Below are 16804 nucleotides of genomic sequence, written 5' to 3'. Positions count from 1 at the left end.
CGGAAGGGACTTCTCCGGACCTTTCCGGCGTCCCGGGCGTGCTGCCCGCATATCCGGCGCGTTTGCGTGGCCGCCCGTGACGGCTGCCGCCCTGCGGACCTCGCGTCCGACCGATCCGTACCGGGAAGGAGCGGAGGACGAGCCGGTGGGAGAGGAGGGAGACCGGGCGGCGACCGGACCCGAGCGGTTCACGACACCTGCCGCTCCGGGCACCGCGGACTGCGCACACCGCCGGCCGGACTCCCCCGGACGGCCCCACCGCACGGACCGCTTCCGGCCACCGGCCGCGTCGAAGGGCACCGGGCGACCCGCCGCCGGTCGCGCACACCCCTGTGGGCCGCGGACGCCGGCCCCGGTGGCACCCCCGCCGAACTGCTCCGGCCGACGGGGCGCCCCGGCCGGGCGCTCACACCAGCCGCACGGGCTTCTCCGGGCGCACTCCGAGCGAGCCCAGCCAGACGCGCAGCGGCGCGGCGTCGCCCTCCTCCACGAGACTGAGCACCGGGGGCAGCAGGTCCGCGCAGCGCTCACCGTCGACCAGCAGGACCGGACCGTCGAGCCAGTCCATACCGGGCGCCGCGCCCACGGTGTCGATCGCCGTGCAGCACACCATGGCGACCACATGGTCGGCGAGCAGTTCCCGCCCGGTGCGGGGCGGCTGCAGGGGCACCAGCGGGGTGGTGTCCCCGCCCCACAGCGCGGACACCTCCTCGGCGGCGGGAGCGGCCGCCTCCTCGCCCGGGGCCGGGGGGCGCTGCTCCCCCGGGCCGCCCGGACCCGCCGCCCCGGCCGCCTCCTCACGGGCCGCGCGGGCCGTGAGCGCGGCCGCCAGTCCGTCTCCCGCGGCGGTGCCCGGCCTCCGGGAGAGGTGCTCCATCACCCGGGCCAGCGTCGGACCGCCGGGACCGGTCGCCGCCGGCACCCCGAGGTCGTCCAGCACCCCGTGGATACGGGCCGCCTGCGCCCGCCAGGTGCGGTCCACGACCTGCTCGGGATAGGCCTCCCAGGCGACCGGTGCCCACGGGGGACCGGACCGCCCTCCGTGGAAGAGCCGGGCCGCCAGCAGGGACACCGCCTCGTCCACGGCTCCCGGCTCCTCCAGCAGGTCGCACGCGGGGCGCTCGCCCAGACGGGAGGCGAAGCCGTCGGCGAGCCGGTCCCGGCGGGACAACTCCGTCAGGGCCGCCACCACGCCCGCGTCCAGCCGTGAGGGCCAGCGGCCGATCCGCCAGGCGGGGAGCGCCACCCGCGTCAGCAGCCGGTCCCATCCGGCGTAGGCGAGGCCGACCTGCTCCTGTGCGACGACCCTCAGCCCGAAGTCCACGCCCTTGGCGCGCTCGGAGGAGGCCGTCGCGACCCAGCGCTCCATCTCCGCCGCATCCGTCCGGCAGGCCCGCAGCAGCACCGCGGCGACACGGCCCGCCAACGCCCCGAAGGGCGCGGCTATGCCCCGCCGCCCGTCGGGCCCGGCGGCGTCCGCGACCGCCGCGTCCAGCGCACGGACGAACCGGCGGGCGGCGGCTATGTCCGGGTCCGCGGCCGGGCCCGCGCCCGCCACCACCGGCGCCAGCACCGCGCGCAGCTCGGCCACCCGCATCCACCAGAGGAACGGCGAGCCGATGACCAGCACCGGGCCCTCACCGGACCGGCGGGCACCGGTACGGCTCCGGGCGGGGTGGGAGCGGTCCTCCAGCCAGCTGTCGCAGTCGGGCGTGAGCGCGAGGGCGGACGGCGCCGGGACGTCGAGGCGGTCGGCCAGGTCCTCCACCAGCCGGTGGAGGTCCGGGGCGGCACCGGGCGCGAGCTCCACGGTGGGGGTCAGCGCGGGGGCCGCACGGGCGATCACCGCGGCCACCCCCGCGGCCGCCAGCAGCACGGCCACCGCGCAGGCCCCGGTGATCCAGCGCGCCGTGTCCCAGCCCGCGCCCCGCATCGGGCCCGTGGCCGCGCCGGCGAGCAGCACGACGGCCGCCGCCGCGGGAAGCAGCGCGGCGGCCGTGGCCCAGCCGCGCACCCGCAGTACGGCGAGAGCCTTGGAACGGGCGCCGTGAGCGCCGACGGAAAAACCGGAACCGGACACCACCGGATCTCACCCCCTCTGCCCTGCGACGGTGTTGGTCACTCCCCCACTGTGGCACCGGCCGCCGACATCGCAATGCCGGTGAGCCAAGTGCCGGAAAGCCTGCGCCGCACCATAGTTGGGGGTTCGGCGACCGTCATCCGGATGGCCCAGCCATCACCCGATGGAATGGCTTTGGGGCAAGGGTGGGACGCGGGGGGTGGACACCGGATGACGGGACCCGCGCGGGACGAGCCCCCGCGCGGGCGGGCCGGGACCGGGTACGGCGGCGGACGCACACGGCGGAAGGGAGCCCGGGGCGCGATGCCGCCGGGCTCCCTCCCGCCGTGTGCGCACGCGGCGCGGGCTCACTCCCCGGCGGCGCTCCGGGCGATGTCCGTGCGGTGCTGGGAGTCGGCGAGCCGGATCCGGGAGACGGCCCGGTACGCCCGCTCACGGGCCTGGGCGAGGTCCGCCCCGGTCGCGGTCACCGACAGCACCCGCCCGCCCGCGCTGAGGACGGCGTCGCCGTCGCGGCGGGTGCCCGCGTGCAGCACGTAGGCGTGCGGGGCGTCCTCGGCCGCGACCTCCTCCAGGCCCTCGATCGGGTCGCCGGTGCGGGGCGTGCCGGGGTAGTTGTGCGAGGCCACCACCACCGTGACGGCCGCGTCCTCACGCCAGTGCAGCGGCTCCAGCGAGTCCAGCGTCCCGTTCGCCGCCGCGAGCAGCACCCCCGCCAGCGGGGTCGTGAGGCGGGCCAGGACGACCTGCGTCTCCGGGTCGCCGAACCGGGCGTTGAACTCGATCACCCGCACCCCGCGCGAGGTGATCGCCAGCCCCGCGTACAGCAGGCCGGAGAACGGGGTTCCGCGGCGCCGGAGCTCGTCGACGGTCGGCTGCAGGACGGTCTCGACGACCTCGTCGACCAGCTTGGGGTCGGCCCACGGAAGCGGCGAGTACGCGCCCATGCCGCCCGTGTTGGGGCCCTCGTCGCCGTCCAGCGCGCGCTTGAAGTCCTGGGCGGGCCGCAGCGGCACCACGGTGGTGCCGTCCGTCACCGCGAAGAGCGAGACCTCGGGACCGTCCAGGAACTCCTCGATCACCACGCGGTCGCAGGACAGCGCGTGCTCGCGGGCGGCGGCGAGGTCGTCCGTGACGACGACGCCCTTGCCCGCGGCGAGACCGTCGTCCTTGACCACGTAGGGGGCGCCGAAGGCGTCGAGCGCCTCGTCGACCTCCGCCTCGGTGGTGCAGACGTAGCTCCGGGCCGTGGGCACGCCCGCCCCGGCCATCACGTCCTTGGCGAAGGCCTTGGACCCCTCCAGCTGCGCCGCCTCCCGGGACGGGCCGAAGCAGGGGATCCCCGCGGCGCGCACGGCGTCGGCGACACCCGCCACCAGCGGCGCCTCGGGGCCGACGACGACGAGGTCGGCCTCCAGCGACGCCGCCAGGGCGGCGACGGCCCCGCCGTCCAGCTGGTCGACGGCGTGCAGCTCGGCCACGTCGGCGATACCGGCGTTCCCGGGCGCGCAGTGCAGGGCGGTGACGTCGGGATCGAGGGACAGGGAGCGGCACAGGGCGTGTTCGCGGGCGCCGCCGCCGATGACAAGGACCTTCACGGGCGCCAGCCTAGCCGCCGGGCGCCGGAAGTCGTCGTACGGGCCTCCGAGAGAGGACCCGCTACTCGTTCGTGTATTCCTCCACCACGGTGGCGCCGAGCTCGCGGACGATCAGGTCGTGCCCGGAGAGGGCGGAGTCGACCAGGTCCGGGTCGTCCTCCTCCGGGACGTCGTCCTCCAGGGAGACCGGCGGCGGGCTCGGCGGCTCCGCGGAGCGGGGCGGCTCCTTCGGTGCGGCCTGCTGCGGAGCCGGCTGCCCCGGGGCGGGCGCGGCCGGAGCCTCCGGCGGCCGGGGGGCCTGCGGGGCCTGGGGCGCGGCGGGGGCGGGCGGGCGCGGCGGAGGCGCGGCCCCGCCGCCGGAGCCGCCGTACCCGCCGGAAGGGGGCTGGCCCGGACCGGAGGGGTGGCCCGCGCCGCCGGACGGGTCGACGATCGCCTCGATCTTCCAGTGCACGTTGAAGCGCTCGGCGAGTGCCTGCCGGAGCACGTCCTCGCTGCCGCTGCCGGCGAAGTTGTCCCGGGCTCCGGCGTTGACGAAGCCGAGTTGGAGGGTGGTGCCGTCGAATCCGGCCACCTGGGCGTTCTGGCTGAGCAGGATCCAGGTGAACCGGCGCCGGTTCTTCACCGCCTCCAGGATGTCCGGCCACATGGTCCGCACCTGCCCGGCCCCGCCTCCGGCCGGAGCGGCCGCGGACGGCGCCGGGGCCTGCGGAGCCTGCGGGGCCTGCGGCCGAGGCGGTGCGGGGGCGGCCGCGGGCTGGGGCGCACCCTGCCCGGGCGAGGCCGCGGTGGGCCAGCCCCCGGGGCGGCGGCCCGGCTCGGCCGCCGGGGCGGGCGGCGCGGGCGCGGCGTCACCACCGGAGCCGGCCGAGGCCCCGGGCCAGGCCCCAGGCCGGGCGGGGCCCGCCGGGGGCCGGGCATCCGGGGAAGGGGCAGGCGCAGGCGGGGCGGGCGCCTGCGCGGCCGGGGCCTCGGGCCCGGGAGCCGGAGGAGCGGGCGGCGGAGGCGGCTGCTCCGCGCGCACGGCGGCGCGGGCCGCGGCGGGGCCGCCGCCCGGGGGGACCTGCGCCACATGCGCCTGGGCGTCGGGGCCGGGCACGTAGCCCATGGCAGGTGCGGGGGCGCCCGCGGGGAGCCCGGCCGCGGCACCGCGCTCCAGGCGCTCCAGCCGGGCCATCAGCGAGCGCTCGTCGCCGAAGGCCGCGGGCAGCATGACCCGGGCGCAGATCAGCTCCAGCTGCAGCCTGGGGGAGTTCGCGCCCCGCATCTCGGTCAGGCCCTGGTTGACCAGGTCGGCCGCGCGGCTCAGCTCGACCGCGCCGAACACGGACGCCTGCGCCTGCATCCGCTCCACCACGTCGTCGGGGGCGTCGATCAGGCCCTTGGCACCCGCGTCCGGGACCGCGGCGAGGATCACCAGGTCACGCAGGCGCTCCAGCAGGTCCGCCACGAAACGGCGGGGGTCGTTGCCTCCCTCGATGACCCGGTCGACCACGTCGAAGGCCGCGGCGCCGTCCCCGGAGGCGAAGGCGTCGACCACCGCGTCCAGCAGGGAACCGTCGGTGTAGCCGAGGAGGGCCGTGGCCATGGCGTATGTCACACCGTCGTCGGCGGCGCCGGCCAGCAGCTGGTCCATCACGGACATCGAGTCCCGCACCGAGCCGGCCCCGGCCCGCACGACCAGCGGCATCACACCGTCCTCGACGGGGATGCCCTCCTTCCCGCAGACCTCGGCGAGGTAGTCCCGGAGCGTGCCGGGCGGCACCAGCCGGAAGGGGTAGTGGTGCGTACGGGAGCGGATGGTCCCGATGACCTTCTCCGGCTCCGTGGTGGCGAAGATGAACTTCAGGTGCTCCGGGGGCTCCTCCACCACCTTCAGCAGGGCGTTGAAGCCCTGCGGGGTGACCATGTGGGCCTCGTCGATGATGTAGATCTTGTAGCGGCTTCCCGCCGGCCCGAAGAACGCCTTCTCCCTCAGGTCGCGGGCGTCGTCCACACCGCCGTGCGAGGCCGCGTCGATCTCGATGACGTCGATGGAGCCGGGACCGTTGCGGGCCAGGTCGAGGCAGGACCGGCACTCACCGCACGGGGTCGGTGTGGGCCCCTGCTCGCAGTTGAGGCAGCGCGCCAGGATGCGCGCACTGGTCGTCTTGCCGCAGCCGCGCGGACCGCTGAACAGGTACGCGTGGTTGACCCGGTTGTTCCTCAGGGCCTGCTGGAGCGGGTCAGTGACATGCTCCTGTCCGATGACCTCGGCGAACGACTCGGGGCGGTAGCGGCGGTACAGCGCAAGGGACGACACGCCTACGAGGTTATCGGGGCCCGCGGACAACCGGAGCGGCCCGTCGCGGCGCCCGCCCCGGAGACCGTTCCCCGGGAACGCAGACGCCCCCCACGCACCCGCCAGAGCCGACCTACCCTTGCTGCCTTCCGGCCCTGGGGGAGTTCAGTCAGATAGCGCCACGTGAGGGGCTGCGCCCCAGGTTACCCGATCCCGAGGGGTGCTCGACCCCCTCGGGGGATCCCCCCGGAACGGGTTCGCGAGCACCCCCCGACGTCATGTAATGTTCCCGGCGGAGGATTCGCCTAGAGGCCTAGGGCGCACGCTTGGAAAGCGTGTTGGGGGCAACCCCTCACGAGTTCGAATCTCGTATCCTCCGCCAGTGCCTCACCGGGCACGATGTCGAAGGGCCCCCTGGAAACAGGGGGCCCTTCGTCGTTGTCCTGAGGCCGGGTCGTCCTGCTCCTCGCCCACAGAGGCCGTGCCGTGGTCGCCGCCTCGGACCGCCGTTCCGCTGCGGCACCGCCGGGCTCCCGGCCCGCGATCCGGCCGACGCCACGGTCCGCTGCACCGGACAGCATCAGCAACGCGCCAGCCGTGTGACGGGCGTCATGCGGGCGGCCGCCCCCGGGCCGGCGCCCGGGCCAGCGAGGAACCACCGCCCGCCTCGATGCCGACGACGCCGACGGCCATCGGCCCCTCCCCGCTCACGGCACGCTCAGCACCCCCGCCCCGCGACGGCGCCTGGACCGCCCCGCGCCGCCGTCGCGGAAGGGTCGCGGGGCGACCTTCCCGCAGCTCCTTTGCGAGCCGCAGCCGGGACACCCGCCCCGCCCGGAGATAACGAACCGGTAACACGGCGCGAGGGGGCGCCCTGTGCCCGCTCCCTACCCGTGCAGTCAGTCTTCGAGCAACGGGAGTACAGAGCACATGCACACCAGAACCGGCAGGCTCCTGGCCGCTGCGGCCTCCCTCACCACGCTGGCGGTCGGGGCCTCGGCCTCACCGGCCGCGGCGGACGACGCCAAGACCGGGCGCGTCCTGGTCGTCGTGGCCGACTTCGCCGACCGCGCCCACCCCGACCCCGCGGCGATGCGGGCGGACGCCCTCGACAAGTACTTCGGTCCCGGCGACTCCCTGTCCACGTACTTCACCGAGGTCTCGCGCGGCCGCTTCACCTTCGCGCCCGCCGCCAAGGAGAAGGTCATCGGCCCGCTGACGCTGCACCAGAAGGCGGGCTGCAGCAACCTCCGGGGAATCCGCGAGGACATCGAGGCCCAGGTGACCGCCAAGGGCCTGGAGCGGAGGAAGGACTGGGACCACCTGTCCATCGTCCTCCCCAACATCAGCTGCTACTGGTCCGGCATGGGCTCCATCGGAGGCCGCTACACCTGGCTGAACACCAAGAACAACACCGTCTCCGAGACGACGATCCGCCACGAGTTCGGCCACAACATCGGCTTCGGTCACCAGGTCCGCTACCAGTGCCGGGACGGCAACCTCGTCGACTGCACCGACCGCGCCGCCGTCGCGGGCCGCTCGCCCATGGGCGGCAACGGAGGCGCCGGGCTCTCCGCCAACCAGCTGATCCGCATGGGCTGGCTGGAGACCGCCGAGCACCAGCGCGTCACCGGCTCCGGAACCTTCAGCCTCAAGCCCCTCTACGGCACGCAGAAGGGCACCCGGGCCCTGGAGATCCCCCTGAAGGGCAAGCAGAGCCTGCTCCTCGAGTACCGCCGGCCCTCCGGCCACCTGGACGGGAACTTCGACGGCGTCTTCGCCTACCGCGTCGACGACGGCAAGTACCACACCGCGGTCCCGATCGTCCTGGACACGACCGACCGCAACGCGGGCGTCACCGAACTCGGCGACGACGCGAGCAAGGTGACGGTGAAGGTCACCGGCCGGACCGCCGACGCCGCCACCGTCGCCGTCGGCCTCGACGGCAGGGCCCCGGCCGCCGGCGCCGCGCCGAGCACCGCCGTCGCACCGGAGGAAGCGGCCGACACCGCCGCTCCCGTGGAGGTGACCGACCCGGCCGTCCCCACCGGTCCCGGCGAGGTCGACGAGACCGGCACCGACTCCGCGCACGAGCACGCCACGCAGGACGGTGCCACGCAGAACGAGGCCGGACAGGAGGGCGACGCCACGGGCACCGCGCAGTCCTCGACCGACGCGCCGTCCGGCAAGGTCGGCCACACCCCCGGCCTCCCGGGCCAGAACCTCGCCGCAACGGGCAGCGACGGCACCACGCTCACGCTGACCGCCGTCGGCGGCACGGGGCTCCTCCTCGGCGGCGCGTTCGTCGCGGTCCGACGAGCCCGTTCCCGGCACAGGGCCTCCCAGAGCCTCTGACCGGCCCCACGCGGCGCCCGGCCCCCACACCGCGGTGCCGCCCCGTTCGGCCAGGGCCCCGCGGCTTCCCTTCCCGGACGCGGCCGACCGGGTACCTGAACGCCGACGCGGCGAGGCGCAGGCCGCACCGGGCGGCCCGGGCACTCCGGCGGCGGCGGCCCGGGACGCAAGCCGTCGCAGCACTCTCCACCCCGCGGTGTGCCGCGCCCGCGTGGCAGCCGCCCTCAGCCCCCCGGGCGCGCCTCGGCCGAGACTTCGGAGGAACGCTTCTCATGACCACGACGCATCCGGAGGACGCCGCGCACCGGGCCGCCGACGGGACGGCCCCTCAGCCGTACGCGCCGGCCCCCTGGCCGGACGGGTGGTATGTCCGCGAGCCGCCGCCGTACGCCGCCGCGCCGCACCACCCCTGGCCCCACCACCCGCATCCCTACGACCAGCAGGCACACACCCCTGATCCGGCGCCCGACGGCTGGTTCCACGAGCAGCCGCCGTACGCCCCCGCGCCGCACCACCCCTGGCCGACCGGCTCCGAGCCGCACACCAGCGGCGCCCCGCTCGCACCGGAGCCGCTTCCCGAGACGAGCGCCGCTCCGGAGCCCACGGCACCGGACGCGGAGGCGTCCGCCTCACCACGGCCCGCGGCCCGACGGGCGTCGAGGCGCCGAGCCGGCTCCCGGCGGCGCCGGGCGCCCGGCCGCCGCAGGAAGCCACCGTCCAAGGGCGCCTCCCGGGCCGCGAGTGCCGTGCTGATCACATCGGGCCTGGCCATGGTCCTCTCCGTCGTCCACCAGGTGTGGTGGACGAACGTCCAGGCCCGGGCCGAGGCCCACGAGGCACTCTCCAGACTGGAACAGACATGGACCGACGAGGCCCGTGACCCGCGGACGGCCGACGAGACCGGGGCGTTCGAGCCGGGCGAGGGATTCGCGATCCTCCGCATCCCCGCACTCGGGCTGGCCTCACCGATCGCGGAGGGCACCGGGACGGAGCAGGTGCTCGACAGAGGGCTGGTGGGCCACTACACGGGAACGGGGATGCCCTCCGACCCCACCGGCAACGTCGTGCTGGCCGCGCACCGGAACACCCACGGCGAGCCGTTCCGGGAGATCGACAGACTGGCACCCGGGGACCGGATCGTCGTGGAGACCGCGACCGCCGCCTACACCTACGAGGTCGCCGGCCGCATCCCCGAGACACCCCCGACCGACGTCAGCGTGCTCCGGCCGATCCCCGGCGGATCGCCCTTCACCACCTCCGGCCGGTACATCACCCTGACGACCTGCACCCCCGAGTACAGCACCCGGGGACGCCTCATCGTCTTCGGCCGGCTCGTCGAGGAACGCCCCCGGAGCCGGAGCTGACCTTGAGGATGGCCGGCCCACGGGATGTGACCGTTGACCGGGAAGGTCCCCTTCCCTGCCGGGGGCCGGCGAGCGGTGGCAGCTCACGCGCCCGGCAGCCGGAGGGGTGCCGTCCGCCGTCGGGCCACCCCCGCTCCCGGCCTGCGGAACGAAGGTTCACGTGCCGGATCGCACCGCGGGGCCGTGGACCACTCGAAGGAGTCGTCCTGAGCCGCCGGCCCTCTCTGCATCCACCGGAGATCAGTCGCTGACGATGTCGGGCACCTCGCGCTGGAGTGCGGCGCGGGTCGCCGGACCGTACTGGCCCGGCAGATCGGATGTGATGCCGCGGCTCTGCTGGTAGGCGAGAACCGAGTCGGTCAGGCGCTGGTTGTACGTGCCGTTGAGCCGGCCGCCGTACAGGTCGAGCCACCGGAGCCGGAATTGCAGGTCGGCCACTTCAGGGCCGCTGGCTCCACAGCACAGGCCGGTGGATCTCCCTTTCGGTGGGAGGCTTTGCTGCTCTCCGGCGATCGGGCACGGCGCCCCGGGGAGGCGGGGCACGAGGCACTCCTCGGCGCTTCCTCCGGAAGAGGCGGTCGTCGGGGTGGGCACGGGCGGGGTGGTTTCGGGCGGGGTCGTCGTGGGGCGGGACCAGGTGGGGGAGTTCGACGCCGACGGGGCAGCGCCGGCAGCGGCGTCCTCCCCTTCGTCAGTCTCCTGACGCGGGCTGCCGACGGGGGTGGGTGAGGTGGTCGGCTTCGGGTCGGAGTGGGCGGAGGACGTCGCTTCGGGTGCCACTCGCTGCGCGGTGCCCCCAGCGCCGACCAGAGCGCCGGCCAGCGCGGTCGTGCCGACCAGCGCCGCCAACAGGGCCGCAGTGCCCGCGGCTTTGGCACCCCGACTCCGACCGGCGGGGTGCCTCGCCCCCGCACTTCCCCTGCGAAGCCGGCGGGGGCTTGTCCCCTCCCGGGGCGCGGTGGGCGGGTCGACGGTGTGCTGGGCACCGACCAGGCGCAGGACGGCGGTGTCGTCATCCGCGGCACCCGAAGCCGGGGAAGCGGGAGAGTCCCGAGGACCGGCGAGCCCGGCAGCCGGATGGTGCGGGGGCAGGAGTCCTCGTGAAGGCGTCTCCAGCGGACCGGAGTCGCGGTAGCCGGAATCGCGGTGGTCCGTCACCCAGCCCTCGTCCTGGCGCAGTGGCGTGTAGGCCTGCATGATGCCCCGCACGGGGCCGGGCGGGCTCATGCTCTCCCCTGCCCACGGGTCCGCGGGCGCGTCCGGGGGCCCGGCTTCGCAGGCTGGCGGGCCGCAGAGATAGGGGCGTACCCATGTCTCCTCGAACGGCTGGGTGTCGCGTCCCGGGGTCGCCCCGGGGGCCGCGCAGAGGCAGTCTGGGCCCGACTGCGGTCGGGCGGTACCGCAGCGTGGGCAGATCGATCCGGACACGTCCGTCCTCTTCCTGAAGGTCTCGCCGGGGGGTGCAGCCATGGCCACGGTCCGGCGCAAGGCCGACGGCGAAGCCGGTGCGGGGCCGTGTCCCGCCTCGCGCAGGACGCGGTTGCCGGTTGTCCGTGCCGTCCCGGTTCCTCTCGTGCCGGCCGGGTCACTGCAGCCGGACGTGCAGATCTGCGGCGTCGCGTCCGGACGGGGAGCCGCGGCACGGACCCGTGGGGTGTCGAGTGGGTTGGCGGGGTGTCGGCCGGGTGGTCGAGGTGTCTGCCGTGTCCGAGGGGCGGGGTGGAGGCGGTGCGGTGCGGGTTCGTCTGGAAGGCGCCTGTGTCGGTGATGCGTCGGCTTTGGGTCTGGTTGAGCGGGGCCTGCCGGGGGCGTGCGGCGGCGTTGCGCCGGCATCCGCCGTCCGGGATACGGGCTCGTCGGTTCGATGCGATGAGCGGCCTTGGTGGGGGCAGGGGCGTGCCCGGTCCGCCTCGCGGCCGGCCCGGACACGCCCCTGCTGCGGCTACTGGTGCGACGTCAGGGGTGAGCGCGGTTGCGGCGGGTGCGCTTCAGTGCGAGAGCGCCGAGGACCAGCATGAGTGACGCACTCACGGAGACGAGCACCAGGACGGTGGCGTCGCTGCCGGTGGCGGCCAGACGGGTCTGGTCCGTGTCGGAGTTCGTGGTGTGTGTGCCGTCGTCGGACGAGGAACCGGGTGCGCCGGCGGTTCCCGTGCCGGCGCCGTGGGCGGGGGCTCCCGGTGCCCCGGCGGCGTCGTCGCCGTGGGCGTCGTCGGCCGGGGGCTCGTCGTCGCCGTGGACGACGGGGGCGTCGTCGGAGGGGGTGGGCCGGGACGGGGGCTCGACCTCCTCCGTGACGACCGGCGTGGTCTTCTCGGCGGGGGGCGCGGCCTTGCCGTTCATGCTGATCGCCACCTCCGCGCCGTCGGCACCGGTGGAGGTGACGGAGACCTTCAGCTTGTGGGCGGTGTCGGTGAAGGTGGTCACGGCGCCGTCACCGTCGTTCGATCCCAGGCGGATCTGCCGACCCCCGGCGTAGTGGTCCTTGGTGACGCGGTAGGCGTAGACGCCGCCGAGTTCCTCGTCCAGTCCGGCCGTCGGGCGGCGGTACTCCAGGACCACCTTGTCCTCGCCGAGGGGCACTTCCAGGGCACGCACACCCTGCTGCTCGCCGTACAGGGGACGCAGGGTGAAGGTGCCGGAGTCCTTGACCCGCCGGTGTTCGGCGGCGTCGAGCCAACCGCTGCGGATGAGCTGGGTGGCGGTCAGACCGAGGCGGGTGCCACCGCCGCCCATCGGGGACTTGCCGCCCCTGCCCTCGGCGCAGTCGGTGAGGTTCCCGTCCTTGCACACGAGGCCCGGCTGGTGGGGGTAGCCCTGGTTGTGGCCGAACTCATGCACGATCACCCCCAGGTTGGCGGTGCCTCGCGGGGCCTGGATCCAGCTGACCCCCCGCCCGATGGTGGCCAGCCCGGACCAGGAGCAGCCGATCCTCGGCGTGACCATGGAAAGACTGTCGTAGTCCTCGCCCTTCTTGAAGCCCTTGGCCGCCATGAGGGCCTCGGCCTTCACCTTGATCTCCCCCGGTTGGCAGGTGCCCCCGCTCACGGAGATCTTGAAGGGGCCGATCACCTTCTCCGGAAGCGCGGGCACGAAGTCGACGCGTCCGCGGGAGACCTTGTCGTAGTAGGACTTCAGGGAGTTGTCGGCCCCGAAGTAGCGTGCGGCGAAGTCCGCCTTGGTCGCACCGGGGTCGGCGTGGACCCGGTCCTGGACGTCCAGCATGACGACCAGGACGCGGTTCCTGCCCGTGTCGTCCGCGGCGGCCGGCGAGGCAGCGGCTCCCGCGCCCGCGAGCAGCGCCGCCGACACCACCGCCGTTCTGGCGACCTTCTTCAGACTGAGTCCCATATCGCTCCGCGCTCCCTCGGTTTCGTGGCTCGTCACCGAGGAAGAGCGAGGTGGGATCACAACCCTCCCAGAGCTTTACCTTTCCGTTACCTTTGGCTCGGCGACGCACCCGCCCGGCACCGCGCTTTCGCCCACACGCCTGGCCCGACCCACCCCACGCAGGTCCGGGCGGTCGTCGTCCGGCCTCGGCCCCGCCGATGGCGGTGATCGGTGAAGGTCGGGCAAAGCGGCGGGAGTCCCTGCGAAGCAGGCAGCTCTCCCCTCATGTGCCCGGTGCGAGCCGTCGGTCAGCCCGCCACTCCCGGTGGGAGCGGCCGGTGTCGTTCGACGAGGCGGTCAGCCACCGGCTCCGTGCCCGTGGCTCCTACCCCCCGGCGGCGATCGACGGATCCCGGACGGGTACGGCACCGCAGGCAAGCGCCCTCGGCTCGTCGCGGTCGCCCACCGAGCAGGCGAACGAAGTGATCGAGAAGATCAGCCCGCAGGCCACCCCGGCGGCCGCGCGCCGGTAAGCCGTCGAGCGGTCGTCCGCCGCGAAGGCCGCCTCGGCGGCCGCGGCTTGCCCCGGGGACCCGGCCGGCCGGGCGGGCGGGCGCGCTGACGGGTCCGGCGTGCGATCAGGCCGGCCGTCGCGTCGCGCGCAGTACGACGTCGCTGACGTGGTGGGTGCTGGCCGCGCCGGCGGGCCGCGGCCGGGTCTCGTGCGTCTCGACCCGCCAGGTGCCGGGGTCGGCGGCGAGGGCGGCGGCGATCTCGTCGACCCCGACGAACGCCTCCGGGTCGTACATCCGGGTCTGGGTGGCCACGTCCACCGGGTCGCGCAGGGGGGTGAGGTCGTGGTGCACGACCAGGAGCGTGCCGCCGGGGGCGACGGCGGCGAGCAGGCTGCGCAGACCGCGCTGGTCGGGCGTTCGCTTGAACGAGCCGTACTGCAGGGAGACCAGGTCGTAGGTCTCGGTGCCGAAGGGCGCGGGGTCGTTGGCGTCGCCGCGTACGAGGGTGACGGCGAGTCCGCGCCGCTCGGCCTCGGAGCGTACCCGGGCGAGCGCGTTGCCGGAGATGTCGGTGGCGGTCACCTTCCAGCCGTGTTCGGCCAGCCAGAGGGCGTCGGCGCCCTCGCCGGTGCCCACGTCGAGGGCCCGGCCCGGGGACAGGGCGGCGGCCTCGTGGACGAGTGTGCCGTTGGGGTTGCCGCTCCAGGCCCGGTCGGGGCCCGCGTAGCGGTGGTCCCAGTCGGCCTCCTCGCCCGAGTGCCGGACGGCGGCGCGGAGTTCCTCCTCGGCGAGGCTGAAGGCGATCATGGAGCCGACCTGGCTGCCCTGGGCGGCCGACGGCAGCACCTGCAGGCTCGGGTCGGTGACGTTGCCGGCCGCGTAGATCCCCGGTACGGAGGTCTCGCCGCGCGCGTCGACCGCGAGGACGTCGCCGATGCCGGTCGGGTGCGGAGCGGCGGTGAGCCCGAGCCCGGCCAGCGCCTCGACGCGCGCCCGGAACCGCGAGCCGACCACGACGGCGTCGGCCTCGAGCACGCGGCCGTCGCCGAGTTCGACCCCGGACACCTCGCCGTCCGGGCCGGTGCGGACCCGGGCGACCTCGCCGCGCTCGACGGTGACGCCGGAGGCGGCAAGGGCTTCGAGGGCTTCCTCGTCGAGCCCGGCCGGGTCGTGCAGCACGACGGTCAGCCGGTCGCTCAGGTGCCGGAACAGCGGGGTCGGGTGGAGCGCCAGGGGGTGCGTGACGATCTGCACCAGGCGCTGGTCACGCACCTCGAAGCCGTGGCAGAACGGGCAGTGGATCACCCCTCGCCCCCACCCTCCGGCGACACCGTCGATCGCGGGGAGTTCGTCGGACAGGCCGGTCGCGGCGAGGACCCGGCGGGCCACCAGCGCGTGCCCGCCGGTGAGGTCGAGGTGGAACCGGCCGTCGTCGCGACGGCGCACTCCCACGACCCGGCCGGGGAGCACCTCCCCGCCGTGTGCGCGCACTTCCGCGCGCCCGGTCTCCACCAGCTCGCCGGGAGCGGCTCCCTCGCGCCCGAGGTAGCCGTGCATGTGCGCGGCCGGGGCGTTGCGGGGGGTGCCGTCGTCGACCACGACGACGCCGCGCCGCTGGCGGGAGAGCTGCAGGGCGGCCGCGAGACCGGCGGCCGAGCCACCGATCACGGCCACGTCGCAGTGGCGCTCCATGGTCGGGTGCGGGGTGTGGCCGGCCCGCTCGGTGGGCTCGGACGAGGCCGGGTGCCCGCTGTGTCCGGGGTGTTCGCTCATGCATCCGACCGTACAGCGCCTAGCGAGTTCGGCAAGCACACTTGCACAATCCGCAAGACGCGTCAGGATGGGCACATGAACGGAGTCGCCGACATCGAAGCCCTGGCACGATCGCGCCTGCGCAGCATGCGCACCACCCTGGGGTACTCCCTCGACGAACTGGCCGAGCGCACCAACCTCAGCCCCTCGACCATCAGCCGCATCGAGACGGGCAGGCGCACACTCAGCCTGGACGTGCTCGTACCGCTGGCCAACGCCCTCCAGCTGAGTCTCGACGCGCTCTTCGAGGCGCCCGCCGACGGCGACGTCGTCATCCGCCCGGTCGCACACAGCAGCGGCACGCGGACGACCTGGCAGCTGAGCCGCCCGGACGGGCGGACGGTCGCGGTGAAGATGCGCCTCGAACCGTCCGACGCACCACCCGGCCAACGAGTGCACCCGGGCCACGACTGGTTCCTCGTGATGGAGGGGCGCGTGCGGTTGTGGCTGGGCGAGCGGCAGATCGACGTCGGCACGGGGGAGGCCGCGGAGTTCGCGACGATGGTCCCGCACGCCATCACGGCCCTGGGCGGCCCGGCCGAGTTGATCATGATCTTCGACCGCGACGGCCAGCGCGCCCACGTGCACCAGTGACCTCGCCGCTCGCGCGGCAGCGCGGCGGCCCCGGGGTCGGCACGAGGGTGCCGGGGGCCGCAGCCCGGTGTGCGTTCACGGTCGTTCAGGACCGCTCACCCCACCGGCCCACCACCACGGCGCCGCGGGCCGGAAGGCATGCGAACCCGCCCGGAATCGCGCACGGACAGGTGGACGGCGTGTCGGGGCGACCCCTCATGTGCTCGAAGCTCGCGTCCTCCGCCGGCTCGGAGGGCCGGAGCGCGAAGCGCCTGCGGCCTCCGGCGGCCTCCGGTGTTCGTCCGCCCCGGTTTCCGTCCCGATGAAGGGCGAAGCCGCTGCCGCCCTGCCGCTCTCCGGGACCGGTCGGGTCCGCGCGGCGCCCGGACACCGGACTGCGGGCTCCGGCGGACCGCCACGCGGCGCCACTCGGTGGCGGCCCTTCACCGTCGCCCGGTGCCGGTGCCGGTGCCGGCCTCGCGCAGCATCCGGACCAGCAGCAGGGCGCCTCCGGTCGCCGCCCCCAGCGCACCCACGGCCAGGAAGCCGTGAGAGGAGCGCCACGACAGCACCGACCAGCGCGACTGCGCCGAGAGCAGCGACCCTGTGCTCAGCCACGACCCGGCCGAGATCAGCGACAGGGAGGAACCGATCGAGCCCACCGACAGGGCACTGCCGATCGAACCCACCGACAGGGCCGAGCCGACGGACCCCACGGAGAGCACCGATCCCACGGAGCCGATCGACAGCACGGAGTCCTGCGACCACAACGACAGCACCGAACCGGGGGAGGCACGGCGGACCGGCCGTGCGGACTGCTTCGCCATGATCCGATTCTGCCCTCCGCTCGCTCGGTCCCGGAGGATGCGCGAACCCGGGGGTGCGGGGCCCGGTCA

11 protein-coding genes, 1 tRNA gene and 1 other RNA gene are annotated in these 16804 nt (G+C 75.0%); 5 read left to right on the top strand and 8 right to left on the bottom strand.

Features of this window, described 5'->3' with window-relative positions:
• Positions 1–406: 406 nt before the first annotated feature.
• The 4 genes from NPS70_RS22795 to ffs form a co-directional block, all read right to left on the bottom strand.
• Entirely contained in the window at positions 407–2080 is a 1674-nt protein-coding gene (locus NPS70_RS22795; RefSeq protein WP_256526233.1) for a hypothetical protein, read from the bottom strand.
• A 347-nt stretch (positions 2081–2427) separates the two neighbouring features.
• On the bottom strand, positions 2428–3678 hold the full coding sequence (gene purD / locus NPS70_RS22790; RefSeq protein WP_256526232.1) for a phosphoribosylamine--glycine ligase: 1251 nt from the start codon (positions 3676–3678) through the stop codon (positions 2428–2430).
• A 61-nt stretch (positions 3679–3739) separates the two neighbouring features.
• Positions 3740–5980, bottom strand: coding sequence for a DNA polymerase III subunit gamma and tau (locus tag NPS70_RS22785; RefSeq protein WP_256526231.1), 2241 nt, complete (start codon positions 5978–5980; stop codon positions 3740–3742).
• A 78-nt stretch (positions 5981–6058) separates the two neighbouring features.
• Positions 6059–6155: signal recognition particle sRNA small type (ffs, locus tag NPS70_RS22780), an RNA gene on the bottom strand.
• A gap of 98 nt (positions 6156–6253) precedes the next feature.
• On the opposite strand from ffs, the gene NPS70_RS22775 reads away from it, so the two are divergent.
• The 3 genes from NPS70_RS22775 to NPS70_RS22765 all read left to right on the top strand — a co-directional run bounded on the left by NPS70_RS22775 (position 6254) and on the right by NPS70_RS22765 (position 9678).
• Positions 6254–6341, top strand: a tRNA-Ser gene (locus NPS70_RS22775).
• 548 nt (positions 6342–6889) lie between these two features.
• Positions 6890–8314, top strand: coding sequence for a hypothetical protein (locus NPS70_RS22770; RefSeq protein WP_256526230.1), 1425 nt, complete (start codon positions 6890–6892; stop codon positions 8312–8314).
• A gap of 272 nt (positions 8315–8586) precedes the next feature.
• Complete coding sequence (locus tag NPS70_RS22765; RefSeq protein WP_256526229.1) at positions 8587–9678, top strand: class E sortase; 1092 nt, start codon at positions 8587–8589, stop codon at positions 9676–9678.
• 240 nt (positions 9679–9918) lie between these two features.
• On the opposite strand, the gene NPS70_RS28770 is transcribed toward NPS70_RS22765, so the two are convergent.
• A complete protein-coding gene (locus NPS70_RS28770; protein ID WP_256526228.1) occupies positions 9919–10116 on the bottom strand; it encodes a peptidoglycan-binding domain-containing protein in 198 nt (65 codons plus the stop codon).
• Between the two features lie 1518 nt (positions 10117–11634).
• Entirely contained in the window at positions 11635–13029 is a 1395-nt protein-coding gene (locus NPS70_RS22755; RefSeq protein ID WP_256526227.1) for a hypothetical protein, read from the bottom strand.
• A 317-nt stretch (positions 13030–13346) separates the two neighbouring features.
• On the opposite strand from NPS70_RS22755, the gene NPS70_RS22750 reads away from it, so the two are divergent.
• Positions 13347–13541, top strand: a complete 195-nt coding sequence (locus NPS70_RS22750; protein ID WP_256526226.1) for a hypothetical protein — start codon at positions 13347–13349, stop codon at positions 13539–13541.
• Between the two features lie 105 nt (positions 13542–13646).
• Here the strand turns inward: NPS70_RS22750 and NPS70_RS22745 are convergent, their stop codons facing one another.
• A complete protein-coding gene (locus tag NPS70_RS22745; protein ID WP_256526225.1) occupies positions 13647–15296 on the bottom strand; it encodes a bifunctional NAD(P)/FAD-dependent oxidoreductase/class I SAM-dependent methyltransferase in 1650 nt (549 codons plus the stop codon).
• Positions 15297–15371: 75 nt separating this feature from the next.
• Here NPS70_RS22745 and NPS70_RS22740 point away from each other — a divergent pair, with 75 nt between their 5' ends.
• Positions 15372–15929, top strand: a complete 558-nt coding sequence (locus NPS70_RS22740) for a helix-turn-helix domain-containing protein (RefSeq protein ID WP_256526223.1) — start codon at positions 15372–15374, stop codon at positions 15927–15929.
• Positions 15930–16351: 422 nt separating this feature from the next.
• Here NPS70_RS22740 and NPS70_RS22735 read toward each other — a convergent pair whose 3' ends face one another.
• Positions 16352–16735, bottom strand: a complete 384-nt coding sequence (locus NPS70_RS22735; RefSeq protein ID WP_256526222.1) for a hypothetical protein — start codon at positions 16733–16735, stop codon at positions 16352–16354.
• Between the last annotated feature and the right edge of the window lie 69 nt (positions 16736–16804).

Source organism: Streptomyces sp. C10-9-1 (genome assembly GCF_024497955.1).
Lineage (GTDB): Bacteria > Actinomycetota > Actinomycetes > Streptomycetales > Streptomycetaceae > Streptomyces > Streptomyces sanyensis.
This window is presented reverse-complemented; position numbering and strand designations above follow the sequence as displayed.

Excerpts from the sequence above, each read along its gene's own strand:
- NPS70_RS22745 (WP_256526225.1), bottom strand. The coding sequence starts at position 15,296 with ATGAGCGAACACCCCGGACACAGCGGGCACCCGGCCTCGTCCGAGCCC.
- NPS70_RS22770 (WP_256526230.1), top strand. The coding sequence starts at position 6,890 with ATGCACACCAGAACCGGCAGGCTCCTGGCCGCTGCGGCCTCCCTCACC.
- NPS70_RS22765 (WP_256526229.1), top strand. The coding sequence starts at position 8,587 with ATGACCACGACGCATCCGGAGGACGCCGCGCACCGGGCCGCCGACGGG.
- NPS70_RS22735 (WP_256526222.1), bottom strand. The coding sequence starts at position 16,735 with ATGGCGAAGCAGTCCGCACGGCCGGTCCGCCGTGCCTCCCCCGGTTCG.
- NPS70_RS22755 (WP_256526227.1), bottom strand. The coding sequence starts at position 13,029 with ATGGGACTCAGTCTGAAGAAGGTCGCCAGAACGGCGGTGGTGTCGGCG.
- NPS70_RS22740 (WP_256526223.1), top strand. The coding sequence starts at position 15,372 with ATGAACGGAGTCGCCGACATCGAAGCCCTGGCACGATCGCGCCTGCGC.